Source organism: Pseudomonas sp. TH41 (assembly GCF_016650695.1).
Lineage (GTDB): Bacteria > Pseudomonadota > Gammaproteobacteria > Pseudomonadales > Pseudomonadaceae > Aquipseudomonas.
On record NZ_JAEKFH010000003.1, the window covers coordinates 1138393 to 1160585 of the forward strand.

Sequence of the window (22193 nt, forward strand, 5' to 3'; positions counted from 1 at the left end):
TGTGACCATAATCAGTCTCCTGAAAACACCGCAAACCCTGTGGGAGCGGGCTTGCTCGCGAAGGGAACAACGCGGTCTGCCTGATGCAACGCAGCGCCTGCTTCGCGAGCAAGCCCGCTCCCACATGGGTTACGCGTTCTGCTCACTGGCGTTGGCCGTGAGCCTGGCCGGTTGCGCCGGTCTGCCCGACCAGCGTCTGGCCAACGAAGCCCTCAAGCGCGGCGACACCGCGCTGGCGCAGCAGAACTACAAACAACTGGCCGACCTGGGCTACAGCGAAGCGCAAGTGGGCCTCGCCGATATCCAGGTCGACAGCCATGACCCGGCGCAGATCAAGCAGGCCGAGGCGACTTACCGCGCTGCGGCCGATGTCTCGCCACGGGCTCAGGCGCGCCTGGGTCGTCTGTTGGTGGCCAAACCCGGTTCCACCGAAGCCGAGCAACACGAAGCCGAAGGCTTGTTGAAGAAAGCCTCCACCGCGGGTGAAGGCAACACGCTGATCCCGCTGGCGATGCTGTACCTGCAATACCCCCACAGCTTCCCGAACATCAATGCCCAGCAGCAGATCAGCCAATGGCGCGCCGAAGGCAAACCAGAAGCGGGCCTGGCCCAAGTGCTGCTGTATCGCACCCAAGGCACTTACGACCAGCACCTGGACGAAGTGGAAACGATCTGTAAAGCCGCGCTGAATACCACCGACATCTGCTACGTCGAACTGGCCACGGTTTATCAGAAAAAAGCCCAGCCGGAAAAACAGGCCGAGCTGATCAAGCAGATGCAAGCCGCTCACACTCGCGGCACCGTTTCTGCTCAGCGGGTGGACAGTGTTGCTCGTGTACTCGGCGATGCAACCCTGGGCAAGACCGACGAGAAAACCGCTCAGTCGTTGCTCGAAGACATCGCCCCCGGCTACCCCGCTTCCTGGGTCAGCCTGGCGCAACTGCTCTACGACTTCCCGGAACTCGGTGACGTCGACACGATGATGAAGTACCTGGACAACGGCCGCGCCGCCGACCAACCCCGCGCCGAACTGTTGCTGGGCAAGCTTTACTACGAAGGCAAATGGGTGCCGGCCGACGCCAAGGTCGCCGAAGAACATTTCCAGAAAGCCGTCGGCAAGGAAGTCGCCGCCGACTACTACCTCGGCCAGATCTACCGTCGCGGTTACCTGGGCAAGGTCTACTCGCAAAAAGCCCTGGATCACCTGCTCAAGGCTGCGCGTAACGGCCAGAACAGCGCCGACTTCGCCATCGCCCAACTGTTTTCCCAGGGCAAGGGCACCAAGCCCGACCCGCTCAACGCTTACGTCTTCAGCCAGTTGGCCAAGGCTCAGGACACCCCGCAAGCCACTGAGCTTGCGCAAACACTCGAAGCCCAACTGCCGCCTGCCCAGCTCGCCGAGGCCCAACGTCTGTTGAAACAAGAACAGGCCGTTCGCGGAAGCTTGAGCAAGAACACGCTGGAACTGCATGCCCTGCAAGAAGAAGACGGCGAGGAATCCCTATGAAGTTGAATCCCATGCACCCTGTAGCAGCTGCCGAAGGCTGCGTTCGATCGCGCAGCGGTCGCCATGCGGTCGCCCCGAATCTGTCTGAAAGAACGTTGACGCTTATTTTACGATTGCTTCGCAATCGGACGCAGGCTTCGCCAGCTGCTACAAAACTCTTCACACTTTCAAAACTGGGTATCGGCCTGAGCTGCGCGCTGGTCTGGTCTTCCCCGAGCTTTGCGGCACTGACCGAAAGCAAAAACTACGGCCTTGACGTGAAAGTCACTGCCCAGTCCGAAGGCGACACCGACCTGGGTACGCAGAGTGGCGGCGACGTCAACGGCATCGGCCTCGATCTGCGTCCGTGGGTCTATGGTGAAAGCGGCGCGTGGAGCGCCTATGCCATGGGTCAGGCCGTGACGGCCACTGACATCATCGAAACGGACACTCTGCAAGGGACCAACGGCGACGGCACCCAGACCACCGACAACGGTGATCGTCAGACCAAGAGAAACTACCTGGCCATGCGCGAATTCTGGGTCGGCTACAGCGGCCTCACGCCGTACCCCGGCGAAATGCTCAAGCTCGGTCGCCAACGCCTGCGCAACGATGACGGCCAATGGCGCGACACCAATATCGAAGCCCTGAACTGGACTTTCGATACCACCCTGTTGCGCGCCAATGTCGGTGTGGCTGAACGCTTCAGCGAATACCGCACCGACCTGACAGAACTGTCCCCCAAAGACAAAGATCGCCAGCATGCTTACGCCGATGCGGCGTATCAATGGACACCGGGCAACTGGGTCGGCATTCGCGGTCATCACACCCACGATGACGGCAAGCTGGACTACGCAGAGCCGGGCGTACCTCCCGATACCCTGGACAAGAAACAGAACGGCGACATCAGCTGGATCGGCCTCACCGCCGACAGCGATGCCTATAACTGGCGCAACACCAACACCGTCAATTACTGGGGCAGCGTCACCGGCATGAGCGGCGACATCGACAAGGTCAACCCGCTGAACGCCGACGGCACCACACCCGCCCAACCCAAAACCAGTGGCAACGTCGATGGCTGGGCCACCGACCTGGGTGTGCGCCTGCGCCTCGATCCGCAATGGCAAGTCGGTGCGGCCTATGCCCGCGCCAGCGCCGAGTACGAACAGAACGGCCTGGAAAGCAACCGCTCGAACTACACCGGTACCCGCTCGCGGGCGCACCGTTTCGGCGAAGCCTTCCGTGGCGAAATGCAAAACATGCAGAGCGCCACCCTGTTCGGCTCGTGGATGCTTAACGACGAATACGACGCCAGCCTGATCTACCACAAGTTCTGGCGTGTCGACGGCAACAAGCCTGTCGGCAGCAACGGTATCAATGCCGTTGAGAACAACACCGATGACGCAACCGGTGCGATTCTCTCCAGCACCTCCCTGCCACTGGAAGATGGCAGCAAGGACCTCGGCCAGGAAATGGACGTGGTCGTCACCAAGTACTTCAAGCAAGGCCTGCTGCCTGCCTCTATGAGCCAATCGATTGATGAGCCTTCGGCCCTGGTGCGTTTGCGTGGCGGTGTGTTCAAGCCCGGCGATGCCTACGGCAAAGGCGTCGATTCGTACATGCACCGTGCGTTCATCGACGTGATCTGGCGCTTCTGATGCGAACCGCGAAGGGAGTGCCCGACATGAACAGTCCGAACAGAGGCTCGTTGACCTTGCTGGCCGGCGCGATGCTGCTCGCAAGCTCGGCAGCCTTCGCGACGGCGGAGCCTGTCGCCAAACCGGTGACCATTGCCAAGGAACTGCAACAGGCCAAAACCTACACTGTCAGCAGCGCGCCAACCGCGCCGCTGGAGCTTGCAAAGCCAACATTGCCAGACACCTCCGGCTACACCGCCGAAGCCATTGCCGCGAAAATCGTGCGCACCAAGGCCGGCAAAATCAGCGTGCGCCGGATGATGCAGGAAGACGCGCTGAAGGACTTCATTGGCGGCGACAACAAGATGGCCGAATGGGTGGTGCGCCAGCACGGTATCCCGCAGGCGATTTTTGTCGACGACGGCTACATGAACCTCAAGGATCTGGCCAAAAAACTGCCGAAGCAATACTTCAGCGAAACCTCGCCGGGCGTGTTCCTGGCGAAGTTACCGATCGTGGTGGGTAGACACGGCATCCTGGAAATCGACAAGCAGACCCAGGAACTGCGCATGTCCCAAGAGGCCGGTTCGTTCCTGGTCAACGACGGTCAGCTGTTCGTGCGTGACACCAAAATCACCGGCTGGCGCGAGAAGGACAACGGCCCGGCGACGTTCACCTCGCCCAAGGAATTCCGTCCGTTCCTGCTGTCCTGGGGTGGCACCGAAACCTACATCGCCAACAGCAAGATCGCCAGTTTCGGCTACGCCAACAGTAAGTCCTACGGCGTGAGTATTTCCCAATACACGCCGAACATGGCCAAGGTCCTCAAGCGTCCTGAACCGACTGGCTGGATCGTCGGCTCCGAGTTCTCGGACATGTGGTATGGCTTCTACTGCTACGAAACCCGCGACTTCGTGGTCAAGGGCAACACCTACAAAGACAACATCGTCTACGGCATCGACCCGCATGACCGTTCCCACGGTCTGATCATTGCCGACAACACGGTGCACGGCACAAAGAAGAAGCACGGGATCATTATTTCCCGTGAGGTCAACGACAGCTTCATCTTCAACAACCGCAGCTACGACAACAAATTGTCGGGCCTGGTGATCGACCGTAACAGCGTGAACAACCTGATCGCCTACAACGAGATCTACCAGAACCACACGGACGGCATCACCCTCTATGAGAGTGCCGACAACCTGCTGTATGCCAACAAGGTGATCAGCAACCGTCGCCACGGCATCCGCATTCGTAACAGCGTGAACATCCGTCTCTACGAAAACCTGTCGTTGGCCAACGGCCTGACCGGCGTCTACGGCCACATCAAAGACCTGAGCGACACCGACCGCGACATCAAGCTCGACCCGTTCGACGCCGAGGTCTCGCTGATCGTGGTCGGTGGTGAACTGGCCGGCAACGGCAGCGGGCCGCTGTCCATCGACTCGCCGCTGAGCGTCGAGCTGTATCGCGTGTCCATGCTCGCCCCGACCAAATCCAGCGGCATCAGCTTCAACGGGATTCTTGGCGATCGTCAGGATGAAATTCTCGACCTGCTGGTGCGCCAGCAGAAAGCCGTGCTGATCGACCCTGTCGAACGCCAGACCGAACTGCGGGACTGAGGATAATTTTATGCACCCACACTTGATCAAATTACTCAGCCTGTCGGCCCTGACCGCCGGCATTCTTGCGGCCAGCGCGGGTGTTCGCGCCGATGAAGCCCCGGCACCAAAATTCAGCGCCGAGCCGTGCTGCAACCTGTGCCCTGAAGCGCACGACGCGAAGAACTACACCACACGCTATCAGCAGAACTTCACCACGCTGGTACAGGCTCAGGGCGACTGGTTGTTCCGGACTCAGGAAGACTTGCGCACCGAATTCGACACCTCTCCCGCTGGCTACAAACGCATGAAAGAACTGCACGATGCGTTCAAGAGCAAAGGCGTAGAACTGGTCGTCGTTTACCAGCCGACCCGTGGCCTGGTGAACCGCAACAAGCTCAACCCGGAAGAAAAAGCCAAATACGATTTCGACAAGGCGTTGAAGAACTACAAGACCATGCTCGGGCGCTTTGCCGCCATGGGTTACGTGGTGCCGGACCTGTCGCCGCTGACCAACGAGTCGCTGCCCGACACCCTGCCCGCCCACGATTTCTACTTCCGCGGCGACCAGCACTGGACGCCGTATGGCGCCCAGCGCACGGCGAAAATCGTCGGCGAAAAAATCAAGCAACTGCCTGAGTTTGCTGACATCCCGAAACGCGAATTCGAGACCCATAGGTCGGGTCGCATGGGCAAGACCGGAACGTTACACAATATGGCCGGTCAACTCTGTGGCACCAGCTACGCGATCCAGTACATGGATCAGTTCACCACCGAGCCGAAAGGCGAAGCAGCTGATGGCGATCTGTTCAGTGACTCCGGTAATCCGGAAATCACCCTGGTCGGCACCAGCCACAGTGGCAAGAACTACAACTTCGCCGGTTTCCTCGAAGAGGCCATCGGCGCCGACATCCTCAACGTGGCGTTTCCCGGTGGTGGCCTGGAAGGTTCGATGCTGCAGTACCTGGGCAGCGAAGAATTCCAGACCAAGCCGCCGAAGATTCTGATCTGGGAATTCTCGCCGCTCTATCGCCTCGACCAGGAAACCATCTACCGCCAGATGATGGCGCTGCTGGACAACGGTTGCGAAGGAAAGGATGCACAGATGACCGGCAGCACCACATTGAAACCGGGCAAGAACGAATTGATGGTCAACAGCAAAAACCTGAACCTGCAAAACAGCAGCCACCAGGTCGACATCCGCTTCGCCGATCCGTCGGTGAAAACGTTGCAAGCCACCCTCTGGTACATGAATGGTCGCCACGAGGACATCAAGATCGATAAACCGCAAACTTCCGACACTGACGGGCGTTTCGCCTTTGAGTTGCGCACGGACGAAGACTGGGCCTCGCAGAACCTGCTGGCCGTCGAAATCCAGGGCCCTGAAGCAGGTGCCGCGCCACAGAAAGTCGAAGCGAAAATCTGCAAACGCAACGTATTCCCTGGCGCTGGGCAGCGTACCGCTCAGGCCGGGCAATGAGGTTACCTCCTATGACATGCCTGCAAACCCGAACTTTGAAAAAGCTACTCGTGCCGTCCCTGTTGAGCCTGGCCTTGTTTGCCGGTGCGACCCAGGCCGCCGCGCCATTGCGCCCGCCCCAGGGCTACTTCGCGCCGATTGAAAAAGTCAAAGCCGGCGACAAGAGCGAAGGCTGTGATGCGATGCCGACGCCGTACACCGGCTCGCTGCAATTTCGCAGCAAGTACGAAGGCTCCGATAAGGCGCGTTCGACCCTGAACGTGCAATCGGAAAAAGCCTTCCGCGACAGCACCGCCGACATCACCAAACTCGAGCGCGGTACCAGCAAGCGCGTGATGCAGTTCATGCGTGACGGTCGTCCGGAACAACTCGAATGCACGCTGAACTGGTTGACCGCGTGGGCCAAGGCCGATGCGTTGATGTCCAAGGACTTCAACCACACCGGCAAGTCCATGCGCAAATGGGCATTGGGCAGCATGGCATCGTCTTATATCCGCCTGAAATTCTCCGACTCGCATCCGTTGGCGAACCATCAGCAAGAGTCGCAGTTGATTGAAGCCTGGTTCAACAGAATGGCCGATCAGGTCGTCAGCGACTGGGACAACCTGCCGCTCGACAAGACCAACAACCACTCGTACTGGGCCGCCTGGTCGGTGATGGCGACGTCCATCGCCACCAACCGCCGCGACCTGTTCGACTGGGCCGTGAAGGAATACAAGGTCGGTGCCAATCAAATCGACGCCGACGGCTACTTGCCGAACGAACTCAAGCGCCAGCAACGCGCCCTCTCCTATCACAACTACGCCCTGCCGCCGCTGGCAATGATCGCCAGTTTCGCCCAGGTCAACGGTGTGGATTTGCGTCAGGAAAACAATGGCGCCCTGAAACGCCTGGGTGACCGAGTGTTGGCCGGGATTAAAGACCCGGGTGAATTCGAGAAGAAGAACGGCAAAGAGCAGGACATGACCGACCTCAAAATCGACTCGAAATTTGCCTGGCTTGAACCGTTCTGCACGCTCTACACCTGCCCGGCCGATGTGCTGGAACAGAAGCACAAGATGCAGCCGTTCAAGACGTTTCGCCTGGGCGGGGATTTGACCAAGGTCTACGACCCGGCCAATGAAAAAGGCAACAAAGGCTCGTAGGACAAACGCAAAACCCCCTGTGGGAGCGGGCTTGCTCGCGAATGCGGTCGGACATTCACCAATGATGTCGACTGACACACCGCTTTCGCGAGCAAGCCCGCTCCCACAGGGTCAGTGCAAGACATGAATTTTGTGTGATGTTTCCCCCGGTTTTCGGTGGGGGGTTTGGGGGGGCCGTTGGCCCTTGACTGTTGGTTAAACATGGAGAGATCGGGATGGTATTTTCGTCCAATGTGTTCCTGTTTTTATTCTTGCCGATCTTTCTCGGCTTGTATTACCTGAGCGGGATTCGCTATCGCAATCTGCTGCTGCTGATCGCCAGTTATGTGTTCTATGCCTGGTGGCGCGTGGACTTCCTTGCGCTGTTCGCCGCCGTCACGCTGTGGAACTACTGGATCGGCCTCAAAGTCGGCGCCGCCGGCGTGCGGACCAAACCGGCCCAGCGCTGGTTGCTCCTGGGCGTGGCCGTCGACCTGTGCATTCTCGGCTACTTCAAGTACGCCAACTTCGGCGTCGACAGCATCAACGCGATGATGACTTCGGTCGGTCTGTCACCGTTCATCCTGACCCACGTGCTGTTGCCGATCGGGATCTCGTTTTACATTTTCGAGTCCATCAGCTACATCATCGACGTCTACCGGGGTGACACCCCGGCGACCCGCAACCTGATCGACTTTGCCGCCTTCGTGGCGATCTTCCCGCACTTGATCGCAGGTCCCGTGTTGCGTTTTCGCGACCTCGCCGACCAGTTCAACAACCGCACCCACACCCTCGACAAGTTCTCCGAAGGTGCCACGCGGTTCATGCAGGGTTTCATCAAGAAGGTGTTCATCGCCGACACCCTCGCGGTGGTGGCCGACCATTGCTTTGCCTTGCAGCACCCGACCACGGGCGACGCCTGGCTCGGCGCCCTCGCCTACACCGCGCAGTTGTATTTCGACTTCTCCGGCTACAGCGACATGGCCATCGGCCTGGGCTTGATGATGGGTTTCCGCTTCATGGAAAACTTCAAACAGCCGTACGTCAGCCAGTCGATCACCGAGTTCTGGCGTCGCTGGCACATCAGCCTGTCCACCTGGTTGCGTGACTACCTGTACATCACGCTGGGCGGTAACCGTAAAGGCACGCTGATGACGTATCGCAACCTGTTCCTGACCATGCTGCTCGGCGGTCTGTGGCACGGCGCGAACATCACCTACATCGTCTGGGGTGCGTGGCACGGCATGTGGCTGGCGATTGAAAAAGCGCTGGGCCTGAACACTTCGCCGCGCAGCATCAACCCGATCCGCTGGGCCCTGACGTTCCTGCTGGTGGTGATGGGCTGGGTGATCTTCCGCTCGGAAAACCTGCACGTTGCCGGCCGCATGTACGGCGCGATGTTCAGCTTCGGCGAATGGTCGCTGTCGGAACTCAACCAGGCCAGCCTCACCGGCTTGCAAGTCGCAACCCTGGTGGTGGCTTACATGACCCTGGCGTTCTTCGGCATTCGTGATTTCTACACCAACCGTCCGCCACTCAAAACCAAGCCTGCCGTGAATGTCGAGGCCGATGGCCCGGCGACCGCCACGCCTGGAATGATCAAAGCCGTACCGGGCGACAACCCGGCCAACATCCACCAACCGGGTTACACCGTCGGCGTTGAAGCGACCGTGCAACCGGCCTACTGGACCGCTGACTGGCCTCGTTACGTGATGCGCACGCTGGTACTGGTGCTGTTCATCGCCTCGATTTTCAAACTCTCGGCGCAAAGCTTCTCGCCGTTCCTTTACTTCCAGTTCTGAGGGATCTGACCATGACCCGCTCATTACGTATCTTCTACATCGCCCTGTTCCTGGTGACCCTGTTGGTCCTGGGTCTGTGGTCGACACGCAGCTTCTTCGGTTTCAGCACCAACGCCGACGCGACGGTGCTCAACGGTCGCTGGACCAAAGCCGTGGAGACTCACTACGACGACGAGTTCCCGATCAAGCGCCTGGGCACCAACCTTTGGGCCGCGCTGGATTTCAAACTGTTCAACGAGGGTCGTCCGGGTGTTGTGCTCGGTCGCGACCAGTGGTTGTACAGCGATGAAGAATTCAACCCGATCGTCAACGAAGAGCTGAACCTGCAAGGCAACTACGCGCTGGTTGAAGGCGTGCGCCAGACCCTGAAAGAGAAAGGCGTGAAACTGGTGATGGCGATCGTGCCGGCCAAGACTCGCCTGTACCCGGAACACTTGGGTGAGGTGAAGCCTTCGAGCATTCACGCCAACCTCTACCAGGATTTCCACGCCCGAGTCGCGGCTGACAAGATCCTCGCGCCCGACCTGCTCGGCCCGCTGCAACAGGGCAAGAAAAACGGTCAGCAAGTGTTCCTGCGCACCGACACCCACTGGACCCCGGAAGGCGCGCAAATCGCTGCCGAAACCCTGGCCAAAACCATCGCCGACAAGACCCCGCTCAGCGGCGAGCCTCAGCGCTTCGTCACCGAGCCTGCGGAGAAAGTCACCCATAAGGGCGACCTGCGCCTGTTCCTGCCGCTGGACCCGCTGTTCGAAAACCTGATGCCGGCGCAAGAACCGCTGCAGAAGCGCAACACCGTGGCGGCTGAAGACCAGCCTGCTGGTGATGACGCCTTGTTTGCGAACACCGAAGTACCGGTGGCCCTGATCGGCACCAGCTACAGCGCCAACCCCAACTGGAACTTCGTCGGTGCGCTGAAACAAGCGCTGCACAGCGACGTGGTCAATTACGCCGAAGACGGCCACGGCCCGATTCTGCCGATGCTCAGCTACCTGAAAAGTGATGCTTTCAAGAACAGCCCGCCACAAGTGCTGATCTGGGAGTTTCCTGAACGTTATCTGCCTGTGAACAACGAAATCGGTGACGCCGACCCGCAGTGGGTCGCAGAGCTTAAACAAGCCGGCGTCCGCCAACAAAACGTAGCCGCAAACACTAAATCCGAGACGCCCGACCGGGCGCAAAACTGAAAGAGAGAGGTACTACCATGACTTTCACTACTACTCCTCGCCGTCTCGCCAAGACCTTCGCACTCGTTGCGGGCATGAGCGTTCTGTCAATGCACGCCTTCGCCGGTGGCGACTCCGCGCTGTACGGCCCGACTGCACCGAAAGGTTCGAGCTTCGTGCGGATCTACAACGCCGGTAACGCTGAAGTCAGCGCCACCGTCGGCACCACCAGCCTGAGCGATGTCGCGCCGCTGTCCAGCAGTGATTTCAGCTTCATGCCGGGCGGCGACTACAGCGCCAAGGTCGGTAGCCAGACCCTGCCGGTGAAACTGGCCGGTGATCACTATTACACCCTGGTCAACAACGCCAGCGGCGCACCGCAACTGATCGAAGAGCCGCCGTTCAAGAACAAGCAGAAATCCCTGGTTCGCCTGCAGAACCTCAGCGACAAGGCCCTGACCCTGAAAACCGCCGACGGCAAGACCGATGTGGTCCCGAACGTGGCCGCCAAGGGCCGTGGCGAACGTGAAATCAACCCGGTCAAAGTCAGCCTCGCGCTATACGATGGCGACAAGAAAGTCGGCGACGTAAAACCGGTTGCCCTGGAACGCGGTGAGGCCGCTGTGCTGTACGTCACCGGTAACGGCACCAGCCTGTCGCCAGTCTGGGTAAAACGCCCGGTTTCGACGCGCTAAACAATTTTTCGAAAGGCTGACACCCCAATGGGGCCTTGAATCAGGCCCCTGTAGGAGCTGCCGCAGGCTGCGATCTTTTGATCTTCAAAAATTTCAAGACCGCCAAAGATCAAAAGATCGCAGCCTGCGGCAGCTCCTACAGGGGATCGTGCCAGCCTTTGGATACGAGACAAAAACAAGAGTGAAACGACAGAACGCAGTAGCTCTGACCCAATCGATTTTAAAGGAGTAACAACATGATTCCGGTGATCTTGTCAGGTGGTAGCGGCTCACGTCTTTGGCCGCTTTCGCGTAAACAGTTCCCTAAACAATTCCTCGCCCTGACCGGCGAACACACCCTATTCCAGCAAACCCTGGAACGCCTGGTGTTCGACGGCATGGACACCCCGATCGTGGTCTGCAACAAAGACCACCGCTTCATCGTCAACGAACAACTGAGCGCCCGCAAGCTGGAAACCCAGCGCATCCTGATGGAACCGTTCGGCCGCAACACCGCGCCGGCCGTGGCCCTGACCGCGATGATGCTGGTCAACGAAGGTCGCGATGAGTTGATGCTGGTGTTGCCGGCTGACCACGTATTGGAAGACCAGAAAGCCCTGCAACGTGCCCTGGCCCTGGCCACTGTCGCGGCCGAAAACGGCGAAATGGTGCTGTTCGGCGTGCCGGCCACCAAACCGGAAACCGGTTACGGCTACATCAAGTCGACCAACGATTCGCTGCTGCCCGAAGGCGTCAGCCGTGTCGCGCATTTCGTTGAAAAACCCGATGTGAAACGCGCCACCGAGTTCGTCCAGTCCGGCGGTTATTTCTGGAACAGCGGCATGTTCCTGTTCCGCGCCAGCCGCTTCCTCGAAGAACTGAAAAAACACGATCCGGACATCTACGACACCTGCGTACTGACCCTGGAACGCAGCGAACAGGATGCCGACACCGTCGACATCGATGCCGCTACCTTCGCCTGCTGCCCGGACAACTCCATCGACTACGCCGTGATGGAAAAAACCCAACGCGCCTGCGTCGTGCCGCTAACCGCAGGCTGGAGCGATGTCGGCTGCTGGTCGTCGCTGTGGGAAGTGAATGAAAAAGACGCTAACGGCAACGTCACCAAAGGCGACGTGGTCATCCAGGACAGCAAAAACTGCATGATTCACGGCAACGGCAAACTGGTGTCGGTGATCGGCCTGGAAAACATCGTGGTCGTCGAAACCAAGGACGCCATGATGATCGTGCACAAGGACAAGGTCCAAGGCGTGAAGCAGATGGTCAACACCCTCAACGAACAGGGCCGTAGCGAAACCCAGAGTCACTGCGAAGTCTATCGTCCGTGGGGCTCCTACGACTCGGTGGACATGGGCGGCCGCTTCCAGGTCAAGCGCATCTCGGTGAAACCGGGTGCATGCCTGTCGCTGCAGATGCACCACCACCGCGCCGAACACTGGATCGTGGTCAGCGGCACTGCTGAAGTGACCTGCGACGAGAATGTGTTCCTGCTCACTGAAAACCAGTCGACCTACATCCCGATCGCTTCGGTTCACCGCCTGCGCAACCCGGGCAAGATTCCACTCGAGATAATCGAAGTGCAATCGGGCAGCTACCTGGGTGAAGACGATATCGAGCGGTTTGAAGACATCTACGGTCGGTCCACCCCGATTGAACGCGGCGTGTCGGTGAGAACCATCGCGCAGTAAGCGTTCAGCAAAACAAGAAGCCCCTGCCCAGTGCGCTGCGTACCCTATCCGCAGCCGGTTGGGTGGGGGCTTTTTTGTGTTCAACAAAGCAAGATCAAAAGATCGCAGCCTTCGGCAGCTCCTACAGTGCGATCTTTTGACTTTGCGGTACCCATCGCCACCTCACCTGCGCTTAGGTAGGATGACCTTCTCTCCCCCGAGGTTCGCGTCATGTTCATCGGCGTCCTGCTGGTCATCACCTGGCTCATTCTGTTGCTGCGCTATCCGGCAAAAGCCTTGCCCGTCTCTCTGGCGGCCGCTGTCGGGTTGGGGTTGGTGGCGACCTGGGTGGTCTGGCTGGACAATCGCGAGATCAAGCAACTGGCACGCCTTGAGTTGCGCATCACTTACGCGCCGGAACACTGCCCGGCGGACCGGCCGTTGCAACTGAAAATGAACAACGGCAACGACGTACCGCTGACCGAGTTGCGCTGGCGCATCGCCGCCTACGCGTCAGGCGACACGGTCAATCTGGCCGACAATCAATATGCAGCCCCGCGCTACCGCGGCCCCGGCGAATTGCAGGCCGGTGCCAATTGGGAAGACTGTTTACCGTTGCCGCCGCTGCGCCCCGGTTATCGCCCGCAAACCCTGGAGTTTCGCGCCGAGCGATTGCAGGGTAGTTTCTCCGACTGATTCCCTCTCTTCCTTTTGCACAAGGACCGCGCCATGCCCGTTGCGTTGATTACTGGTTGTTCCAGCGGCATTGGCCGCGCCCTGGCCGATGTGTTCAAACAGGCCGGATATGAGGTCTGGGCCAGCGCTCGCAAAGCTGAAGATGTCGCGGCGTTGACTGCCGCCGGCTTCACCGCCGTGCAACTGGACGTCAATGACGGCGCGGCGCTTGAACAGTTGAGCGAGAGAATCAACCAGCAACGTGGCGGCCTCGATGTGTTGATCAACAACGCTGGTTACGGCGCCATGGGGCCGTTGCTCGATGGTGGTGTGCCAGCCATGCAGCGCCAGTTCGAAACCAATGTGTTCGCCATCGTCGGCGTCACCCGCGCAATGTTTCCGGTACTGCGCCGCGCCAAAGGACTGGTGGTGAACATCGGTAGCGTCTCCGGCATTCTGGTCACGCCGTTTGCCGGCGCCTACTGCGCCTCAAAAGCAGCGGTGCATGCCTTGAGCGATGCGTTGCGCATGGAGCTGGCGCCGTTTGGTGTGCGGGTGATGGAAGTGCAGCCAGGTGCGATCGAATCCAGTTTCGCCAAGAATGCCGGTCATGAGGCGGAACAGTTGATCACCGAACAATCGCCGTGGTTTCCGTTGCGTGAAGGTATTCGCGCGCGGGCCAAAGCGTCGCAGGACAAACCGACGCCGGCCAAGGAATTTGCACAAGGCTTGCTCAAGGCTGTGCAGCAGAGCAAACCACCGCGCCTGATTCGCCTGGGCAATGGCAGCCGGGCGCTGCCGTTGCTGGCGGGGTTGTTGCCCAAGGGGCTGCTGGAGGCGGGGTTGATGAAGCGGTTCGGGTTGAGTGCGCGACTCTGAGCCCGAGTCGGCCCCTTCGCGAGCAGGCTCGCTCCCACATTTGAAATGCATTCCCTGTGAGAGTGAGCCTTGCCCGCAAAAGATCGCAGCCTTCGGCAGCTCCTACAGGGGGTCGCGGTCACTGTAGGAGCTGCCGCAGGCTGCGATCTTTTGATCTTTACATCACTGCGTCACCACAACTGTACAAGTAATCCCCGCCGCCAACAGCACCCCCTCCGGCACTTCATCAATGTGAATCCGCACCGGCACTCGCTGTGCCAACCGCACCCAGTTGAACGTCGGGTTCACGTCAGCGATCAGTTCACGGCTTTCCGGGTTGTCACGGTCGTAGATGCCGCGAGAAATACTCTCCACATGCCCCTTGAGCACTTCGCCGCTCATCAGCTGCATGTCGGCCTTATCACCCACTCGCACATGAGGCAGTTTGGTTTCTTCGAAGAAGCCGTAGACCCAGAACGAATTCATGTCGACCACGGCCATTTTCGCTTCGCCGATGCGTGCGTAGTCGCCGCGATGAACGTTGAGGTTGGTCACGTAACCGTCCACCGCCGCCCGCACTTCGGTGCGTTTCAGGTTGAGTTCGGCAGCTTCAAGTTGCGCTTGCGCGTGTTGGTAATCGGCCAGGGCCGAGTCGGCGATGTTGCTGGCGTCGTCGCGGTTTTCCCTGGAGATCACCAAGGCGTCCATATCGGCGCGGCGATGGGCGTTGACCTTGCGCATCTCCCACGTCGACTTGCGTGAAGCCACCAGCGATTGCGCCTGCTTGACCGCGATGCGGTAGTGCTCGGGGTCGATCTGCATCAGCAAGTCGCCCTTCTTCACCAATTGGTTGTCGCGCACTGGCACATCCACGACTTCCCCGGTGACGTCGGCCGCAACGTTGATGATGTCGGCGCGCACCCGGCCGTCGCGGGTCCATGGGGTGTCCATGTAATGCACCCATAGGGTGCGGCCGATCCACATCGCAAGGGCCAGCACCAACAGGGTCGCGAGCAGGCTGAAAAGCTTTTTCATCAGGGCATTCTCAGTGGTAGAGAGTCAACGGTAAACAGTCAGCGCCAGGGCGCCGAACAGACAGGTAAACAGACTCAGGCGCAGCAGCGCCGGGTGCCAGAAAAAGCGGTACACATCGAACCCGGACAACAATCGGTCCAGCGCCCAGGCCAGCGCTGCGGCGATGAAAAACATCAGCGTCATGGTCGGCATGTACACGCCATGGAAGGCGATCTCACGAGGCATGTTCAAGTCCTTGGGGCTTGGCGGTGGGCCGGGCGTTTATGTAGTTCGCCAGGGGTGATTGCGGGTCCAGCAATGAGGTGCGGATGAAGTGCAGATAGCTTTTCACCCGGCGCAACGCCGAGGTGTCGAAGTGCGGGGCGAAGGGCTCGTCGGTGGCTTGCACGCGGCTGATGGCGTGATCGACGGCGATCAGTGCGCGCTCCAGATTGCTCTGGCTCGGTTGCAGAAACAGCCGCACCAGCGAGCGACCCATCACCCGGATCGCCTGGCGCCATGGCTGGGATTCGGCGTAGGCAGGATGCACCGGCAGGATCGCCTGTTCCTTGCGCAACTCGATAATCGCGTGCCCGACTTCCAGCACCACGAACATCCAGCGCAGCAAGTCCCGTTGCACCTGCGGCTGCCCTGCCGCAAGGCCGTACGCCTGATGCAGCAGGTCCCGCGTGCGGCTTTCGAAGCTCGACGCCAGCCCCTTGAGTTTGCCGCTGATGGCGTACACCACTTGCTCGCGCAAATCCTGCTCCAGTCGGCGCCACAACCAGCGGCTGTTGGGCGGCAGAATGATCGCCCCCGCCGCCGCGCACACCAGCATGCCGAGCACCATGGCGATGTAGTCGTTGATGAAGGTGTAAGGGTTGTAAACGGTGAGGTTGTCCGGCACCGAACCGGTGCTGAAGAAAATCAGCAAACCGAGGCCGACACCGGCGTATTGCGGCCGCGACGTGAGGAAAGAACCGAGCACGATCACCGGTGCGAGCATCACGCAGAGCAACGGAAAACCATCGATCCAGGGGAAGATGAAAAACATCTCGACGAAGCCGATCAACGCCCCAAGGAAAGTCCCGCAGGCCATTTGGAAGGCCATGCGTTTCGGGTTCGGCGTGGCGGCAGACAGGCCCACGGTGGCAGCGGCGATCAAGGTCATGGTTGCACCGCTCGGCCACGCAGTGGCGACCCAGTAACTGCCAAGTACCACCAGAATGAACGCTGCTCGAATGCCCGAAGCGGCCGACGCCAGCCAGTTGGTTTGAGGCGTGAAGGGCTCGTCCCAACGCTCTCGTTCGTGACTGTGATCGGCCAGCGATGCGTGGGTCTGTGCATAACTGTGCAGGTCGTCGACGAAGCGATAGAGCAGTTCGTACGCGGTATGAAAGTCCAGTTGCTCGGCGTCGCTCGGAGCGTTCTGCTGAAACGTCGCCCGCAGGCTGCGAACCCGTGCCGGTAAACCTTCTTTGTAAGCCGTCAACGCGAGCACCAGGCGCGCCGCATCGGCATGGGTCAAGGCACGACCGCTGAAGCCGTCGAGTAATTCGGCAAGGTCCTGCAAACCCGGTTTGATCGCCGCGACAACGTGCTCAGCGCTGCTGCTGTGCAAGCGTTCGAGCAGCTGGTGCAAGGCGTTGAAGCGCGTGGTGATGCCCATGAACTCGCTGTTCAGCCGGCTGAGCCGACCGTTGCGCCGGCGCATGTGCGGGTCTTCGAATACCGTCACGCTGCGCAGCCCCTCCAGGCCCACGGCCTCGGCAATGAACCGCACGTTGCTCGCTTCAAAGGCGTCCCGTTGACTGCGACCGCGCAAGCCGTCGGTGACAAACAACGCAAACACACCAAAGCGCTGATACAAAGCGTTGCGCATCGCGGCACTGGCGGTTTGCGGCAGGATCGCGGCGCTGACCAGCGTCGAACAGAGAATCCCCAGAGAGATTTCCAATACTCGCCAGACTGCCGCCATGAACGCACCGTCCGGGTGGGCCAGCGCCGGTAAACCGACCATCGCGGCGGTGTACCCGGCGAGCACGAAGCCGTAGGCACGGAAGTTCCGGTAGCGTGCCGCGCCAGCGGTGCAGATACCGACCCAGATCGCCAGCGAACCGAGGAACAGTTCAGTGTTCTGCGCGAACAAGGCAATCAGCGCCACCATCACCGCCGAACCGGCCAACGTGCCAAGGAAGCGATAGAAACTCTTGGCGAACACCTGGCCGCTTTGCGGCTGCATGACGATGAACACGGTGATCATCGCCGTACGCGGTTGCGGCAACTCCAGGCGCATCGCCAGCCACAAGGTCAGGAACGCCGCGAACAGCACCTTGAAAATGTAGACCCAGGTCACGCCGTCGCTGCGTGCCCAGTCGAAAAACCCCCGACGCCATTCCAGGGAATACAGCCAGCGCAAAGGTGCGGGCAAGGAAGTCATGAAGTAATGCTCAATGGTCGGAAGTTTTACGGCGAGGACTCGGTCCCTGTGGGAGCGGCGGTGCGGCGATCCGACTTGCTCGCGAAGAGGGGGTGACAGTCAATGCTGATGTCGCCTGACACACCGCTTTCGCGAGCAAGCCCGCTCCCACAGGTTTTGTGTTCAATTCGAGAGGCTCTTAAGCAGAGCCGGGGTTTTCGGTGCTGCGGTCTGACTGTCTTTCGGCACGTCGTTACCCGCACCGAGTCCGCCACCCAACGCCGTCACCAGTTCGGCGTGAGCGCTGAGGCGCGCGGCCTGAACCTGCTGCTGGACCTGCTGCTGCTTGAACAACAGCGTCTGGGCGTTGAGTACGTTGAGGTAGTCGGTGAGCCCGCGCTGATAGGCGATCATCGCGATGTCGTAAGTCTTCTGCGCGGTGGCCACCGACTCGGCGGCGAACGTCTGCTGCTTGTCCATGGACTCGCGGCGGATCAACTGGTCAGAGATGTTTTTCAGGGCGTTGACCAGCGTCTGGTTGTACTTGGCCACGGCGATGTCATAGCCGGCCGAGGCTTCGCCCAACTCAGCACGCAAACGGCCACCGTCGAAAATCGGCAACGAGATCGCCGGGCCGACGCTGTAGTTGAGCTTCTTGCCGGTCAAAAACTCCAGTGCTCCGCCGCCAGTGGCCATGTAGCCGAGACTGCCGACCAGATCAACGTTGGGGTAGAAACCGGCGTGTGCGACATCGATGCCCCGGGCCTGGGCCGCCACTTGCCAGCGACTGGCGACCACGTCCGGGCGTTGACCGAGCAATTGCGCGGGCAGTGACGACGGCAGTTTCAGCGCCACGCCCAACGACAGCGTCGGCCGTTGCAACTGCGCACCCTCCCCCGGCCCAAAGCCTGCCAGGGCTGCGAGTTGATTGCGGCTGAGGGCGATTTCTTCATCCAGCGCGTCGATCTGGCGATGGGTTTCCGGCAGCGGCGTTTCGGCCTGACTGACTTCGAAATGGGTGCCTATCCCGCCATTCAGGCGTTTCTGTGCGAGGTCGAGAATCTGCTGTTGCTGCTGCAACGTCGCCTCGACGATGTCGCGCTGCGCGTAGTGCAACGAGAGTTCGATGTAGGCGCGCACGATGTTGTTCTGCAATTCGAGCTGGGCCAGCCGCGCTTCGGCAGCGGTCATGTGGGCTATGTCCACCGCGCGTTCGGTGGCATTGCTTTCGCGGCCCCACAAATCGAGCGCATAGCTGAAACCCAGCGCGGCGTTGTTGTCCCACGTCGTCGTGTTGGCCAGCTCGCCCGGCCCGTAGAACTGATCGGTGGGCCAGTTGTGGCGTTTGAGGGTGGATTCGCCGTTGACCTGCAGCGACTCGGCGGATTCGGCGACGCCAGCCATGGATTTGGCCTGACGCACTCGCGCTGCCGCCATCGCCATGGTCGGGCTGCCCTGCACGGCGCGGTCGATCCAGCGGTTCAATTGCGGGTCGCCATACACCTGCCACCATTGGGCGGAGGGCCAGTGAGCGTCCTGCGCGGCGTTCTGGATAGCTTCGTCGGTGGCCAGTGAATTGGCCTCCAGCGCCTTGCCCTGTGGGGCAATACCTCCGGTTCCGATGCAGCCGCTGATTGCCAGGGTTAAAGCCAAAACACTGAGTGTCTGAAACACTCTGCTGATGCGACGCGGCACTGCTGCAAATTCCTGAAATAAGGGAGGTCTTCTGTATGGACCGCGTATCAATGCGATTGAAATACGGTCCTGTAGGAGCTGCCGAAGGCTGCGATCTTTTGATCTTGCTTTTAAAAACAAAAATCAAAAGATCGCAGCCTGCGGCAGCTCCTACAGAGGTGGGCGCAATTCTAGGGGTGAGCCTTGTTGGCGATAAGCCGGGATTCCTGTGAATCTTTATTACCGTTCACGCGATAATCCCTTGGTCGGGGTCTCAGACTCTGAAACCTTGTGTCACAATTTGCCATCGCACCCGAGAGCACCCCATGGACACTTTGCAAAACATGCGCGCCTTCAGTTACGTGGCCGAGGCCGGCAGCTTCACCGCCGCCGCCGTGCAACTCGACACCACGACGGCTAACGTCTCGCGCGCGGTCTCCAACCTGGAGGCCCACCTGCAAACCCGCCTGCTCAATCGAACGACCCGACGCATCGCCCTGACCGAGGCCGGCAAACGGTATTTGCTGCGTTGCGAGCAGATCCTGTCCTACGTCGAAGAAGCCGAAGCCGAGGCCAGCGACGCCCACGCGCGCCCGGCCGGGCAACTCAAGGTGCACACCATGACCGGCATCGGTCAGCACTTCGTGATCGACGCCATCGCCCGCTACCGCAAAAGCCACCCGGACGTGACCTTCGACCTGACCATGGCCAACCGCGTACCGGACCTGCTCGACGAGGGCTACGATGTGTCCATCGTGCTGGCCAGCGAACTGCCGGACTCGGGCTTCGTCTCCCAGCGGTTGGGCATCACCTACAGCATCGTTTGTGCTTCGCCGGCGTATGTAAAAGCCAACGGCTGCGCCCAGAAGCCCAGCGACTTGCTCAACCATGCCTGTTTGCGCCTGGTCAGCCCGGTGATCCCGTTAGAGAAATGGACCTTCGACGGGCCGGAAGGCCAGGAGATGGTCACCATCAATAGCTCGCCGTTTTTGGTGAACTCCGCCGATGCGATGAAAACCGCGATCACCAGCGGCATGGGCGTGGGTGTGCTGCCGGTGTACGCCGCCATCGAAGGCTTGCGCAACGGCTCGTTGGTGCGGGTGATGCCGAAATACCGGTCGCAGGAACTGAATCTGTATGCGATCTACCCGTCGCGGCAGTACCTGGACGCGAAGATCAAGACCTGGGTTGAGTACCTGCGGGGGTCGTTGCCGGAGATCTTGGCGGCGCATCAGGCGGAATTGGCGGCTTTTGACTTGAGCGGGAGCATGGCTGGGGCTCGGGTGGCGAATTGATTTTCGCCTGCACCACAATTTTTGGATTGGGGGCAGATCCGTTTTTTTGGTAGCGGCCGCTATTGGTTTCGCCCTTACGGCGAGTCACTTTCGAAAAGCGCGAAAGTAACCAAAGCGCTTCTGCCCCTTTCGTTCGGTGCCTCGCCTAGGCTCGGCATGCCCTCGCTCCGGTCCTGCTCCGTGGGCCCGCCGCCATCGGCCATCCATGGCCGGGGGCGGCTAACCCGGCATCCATGCCGGGTTGCCCACTGCGCAGAACCTCCACTCGGCCTCTCGAGGGGGCGGTGCATCGAGATCAAAAGCTGAAGGCGAGCTAACGCTCGGCCTGATGAGTGGTGAGGAGCAGGTGTACGCCGATCTGCTTTATGTGAGCGAGCTTGCTCGCGATGGCGGTGCATGAAGATCAAAAGATCGCAGCCTTCGGCAGCTCCTACAGGGGGATGCGTGCTCTGTGTAGGAGCTGCCGAAGGCTGCGATCTTTTGATCTTGCGGTTGCTTTGGCTTTTGATCTGCCTGCCCCTTTCCCAGAGGCCGAACGCAGGCGTTGCGCAGGGGGCACCGCGGCAAGGATGCCGCGGTAGCCGCCCCCGGCCATGGATGGCCGATGGCGGCGGGCCCCCGGAGCAATGCCGGAGTGAGGGCATGCCGAGCCTAGGCGAGGCACCGAATGGAGGGGCGAAGCGTTTTTGGTTACTTTTTAGGCGTTTGTAAAAAGTGACTCGCTGTAAGAGCGAAACCGCCAGCAGCCGCTACCCAAAAAATGGATATGCCCCCCCCCAAAAACCCGCCACAACTTCAGAACACCGTCAGGTTTTCTACAGCCCCCCTATCAATGCAAAATCTGGCTCAAAAACAACTTGGTCCGTTCATTCTGCGGATTATCGAAGAAATCATTCGGCGCAGCCTGTTCAACGATTTCCCCCTTGTCCATGAAGATCACACGATTAGCCACAGTACGGGCAAAGCCCATTTCGTGAGTCACGCAGAGCATGGTCATGCCGTCTTCGGCCAAACCAATCATGGTATCGAGCACCTCTTTCACCATCTCAGGATCGAGTGCCGAAGTCGGTTCATCGAACAGCATGATTTTCGGTTTCATGCACAACGCACGAGCAATCGCCACACGTTGCTGCTGACCGCCGGACAACTGCCCCGGGAATTTATGCGCCTGCTCCGGAATGCGCACGCGCTCCAGGTAATGCATGGCAATTTCTTCAGCCTTGCGCTTGGGCATCTTGCGTACCCACATCGGCGCCAGCGTGCAGTTTTGCAGGATGGTCAGGTGCGGGAACAGGTTGAAATGCTGGAACACCATGCCGACTTCACGGCGGATCGCTTCGATCTGCTTGAGGTCGTTGGTCAGTTCCACGCCATCGACCACGATGCGGCCCTGCTGGTGTTCTTCCAGACGGTTGAGGCAACGAATGGTGGTGGATTTCCCCGAACCCGACGGGCCACACAGAACGATACGCTCACCCTGCTTGACGTTCAGGTTGATGTCTTTCAACACATGGAACTGGCCGTACCACTTGTTCACGCCCTGCATCTGAATAATGCCTTCAGGACCCACAGGCTGTTTGATCGCTTCACTCATGACAAA

The 22193-nt window shown here is 59.9% G+C and carries 18 protein-coding genes; 13 read left to right on the forward strand and 5 right to left on the reverse strand.

The window, feature by feature from the left end; translation table 11 throughout:
• Position 1: 1 nt before the first annotated feature.
• The 11 genes from algK to JFU37_RS08010 all read left to right on the forward strand — a co-directional run bounded on the left by algK (position 2) and on the right by JFU37_RS08010 (position 14212).
• On the forward strand, positions 2-1507 hold the full coding sequence (gene algK, locus JFU37_RS07960; protein WP_342214942.1) for an alginate biosynthesis TPR repeat lipoprotein AlgK: 1506 nt from the start codon (positions 2-4) through the stop codon (positions 1505-1507).
• Positions 1504-3144, forward strand: a complete 1641-nt coding sequence (locus tag JFU37_RS07965; RefSeq protein ID WP_242485719.1) for an alginate export family protein — start codon at positions 1504-1506, stop codon at positions 3142-3144. Before algK ends, JFU37_RS07965 begins: the two co-directional genes overlap by 4 nt.
• Before the next feature lie 26 nt (positions 3145-3170).
• Positions 3171-4745 carry a mannuronan 5-epimerase AlgG gene (algG, locus tag JFU37_RS07970; protein ID WP_201114784.1) on the forward strand — a complete coding sequence of 525 codons (1575 nt, stop codon included), beginning with the start codon at positions 3171-3173 and terminating at the stop codon, positions 4743-4745.
• A 10-nt stretch (positions 4746-4755) separates the two neighbouring features.
• Positions 4756-6204, forward strand: coding sequence for an alginate O-acetyltransferase (locus JFU37_RS07975; RefSeq protein ID WP_201114785.1), 1449 nt, complete (start codon positions 4756-4758; stop codon positions 6202-6204).
• An 11-nt stretch (positions 6205-6215) separates the two neighbouring features.
• Positions 6216-7349 (forward strand): mannuronate-specific alginate lyase, encoded by a 1134-nt coding sequence (locus JFU37_RS07980; protein WP_274609930.1) that lies wholly within the window; start codon positions 6216-6218, stop codon positions 7347-7349.
• A 215-nt stretch (positions 7350-7564) separates the two neighbouring features.
• The gene (locus JFU37_RS07985; protein ID WP_201114786.1) at positions 7565-9130 is read left to right on the forward strand and encodes an MBOAT family O-acyltransferase; all 1566 of its coding nucleotides are present in this window, start codon (positions 7565-7567) and stop codon (positions 9128-9130) included.
• Between the two features lie 11 nt (positions 9131-9141).
• A complete protein-coding gene (locus tag JFU37_RS07990) occupies positions 9142-10317 on the forward strand; it encodes an alginate O-acetyltransferase (RefSeq protein WP_201114787.1) in 1176 nt (391 codons plus the stop codon).
• A 17-nt stretch (positions 10318-10334) separates the two neighbouring features.
• Positions 10335-10991, forward strand: coding sequence for an alginate O-acetyltransferase AlgF (locus tag JFU37_RS07995; RefSeq protein WP_201114788.1), 657 nt, complete (start codon positions 10335-10337; stop codon positions 10989-10991).
• A 236-nt stretch (positions 10992-11227) separates the two neighbouring features.
• Positions 11228-12679 (forward strand): mannose-1-phosphate guanylyltransferase/mannose-6-phosphate isomerase, encoded by a 1452-nt coding sequence (locus JFU37_RS08000; protein ID WP_201114789.1) that lies wholly within the window; start codon positions 11228-11230, stop codon positions 12677-12679.
• 210 nt (positions 12680-12889) lie between these two features.
• Complete coding sequence (locus JFU37_RS08005) at positions 12890-13354, forward strand: multidrug transporter (RefSeq protein ID WP_201114790.1); 465 nt, start codon at positions 12890-12892, stop codon at positions 13352-13354.
• Between the two features lie 33 nt (positions 13355-13387).
• Entirely contained in the window at positions 13388-14212 is an 825-nt protein-coding gene (locus JFU37_RS08010; protein WP_201114791.1) for an SDR family oxidoreductase, read from the forward strand.
• 162 nt (positions 14213-14374) lie between these two features.
• Here JFU37_RS08010 and JFU37_RS08015 read toward each other — a convergent pair whose 3' ends face one another.
• The 4 genes from JFU37_RS08015 to JFU37_RS08030 all read right to left on the reverse strand — a co-directional run bounded on the left by JFU37_RS08015 (position 14375) and on the right by JFU37_RS08030 (position 19319).
• Positions 14375-15226: an efflux RND transporter periplasmic adaptor subunit gene (locus JFU37_RS08015; protein ID WP_201114792.1), complete on the reverse strand. Its 852-nt coding sequence runs from the start codon at positions 15224-15226 to the stop codon at positions 14375-14377.
• A gap of 24 nt (positions 15227-15250) precedes the next feature.
• Positions 15251-15451: a DUF1656 domain-containing protein gene (locus tag JFU37_RS08020; protein WP_201114793.1), complete on the reverse strand. Its 201-nt coding sequence runs from the start codon at positions 15449-15451 to the stop codon at positions 15251-15253.
• Positions 15441-17645, reverse strand: coding sequence for an FUSC family protein (locus JFU37_RS08025; RefSeq protein WP_201114794.1), 2205 nt, complete (start codon positions 17643-17645; stop codon positions 15441-15443). The genes JFU37_RS08020 and JFU37_RS08025 overlap by 11 nt, the downstream gene beginning before the upstream one ends.
• Positions 17646-17807: 162 nt before the next feature.
• Positions 17808-19319 (reverse strand): efflux transporter outer membrane subunit, encoded by a 1512-nt coding sequence (locus tag JFU37_RS08030; RefSeq protein WP_201114795.1) that lies wholly within the window; start codon positions 19317-19319, stop codon positions 17808-17810.
• Between the two features lie 35 nt (positions 19320-19354).
• On the opposite strand from JFU37_RS08030, the gene JFU37_RS08035 reads away from it, so the two are divergent.
• Entirely contained in the window at positions 19355-19531 is a 177-nt protein-coding gene (locus JFU37_RS08035) for a hypothetical protein (protein WP_201114796.1), read from the forward strand.
• 93 nt (positions 19532-19624) lie between these two features.
• Entirely contained in the window at positions 19625-20593 is a 969-nt protein-coding gene (locus tag JFU37_RS08040; RefSeq protein ID WP_201114797.1) for a LysR family transcriptional regulator, read from the forward strand.
• An 829-nt stretch (positions 20594-21422) separates the two neighbouring features.
• Here JFU37_RS08040 and JFU37_RS08045 read toward each other — a convergent pair.
• Positions 21423-22187 carry an amino acid ABC transporter ATP-binding protein gene (locus tag JFU37_RS08045; protein ID WP_201114798.1) on the reverse strand — a complete coding sequence of 255 codons (765 nt, stop codon included), beginning with the start codon at positions 22185-22187 and terminating at the stop codon, positions 21423-21425.
• Between the last annotated feature and the right edge of the window lie 6 nt (positions 22188-22193).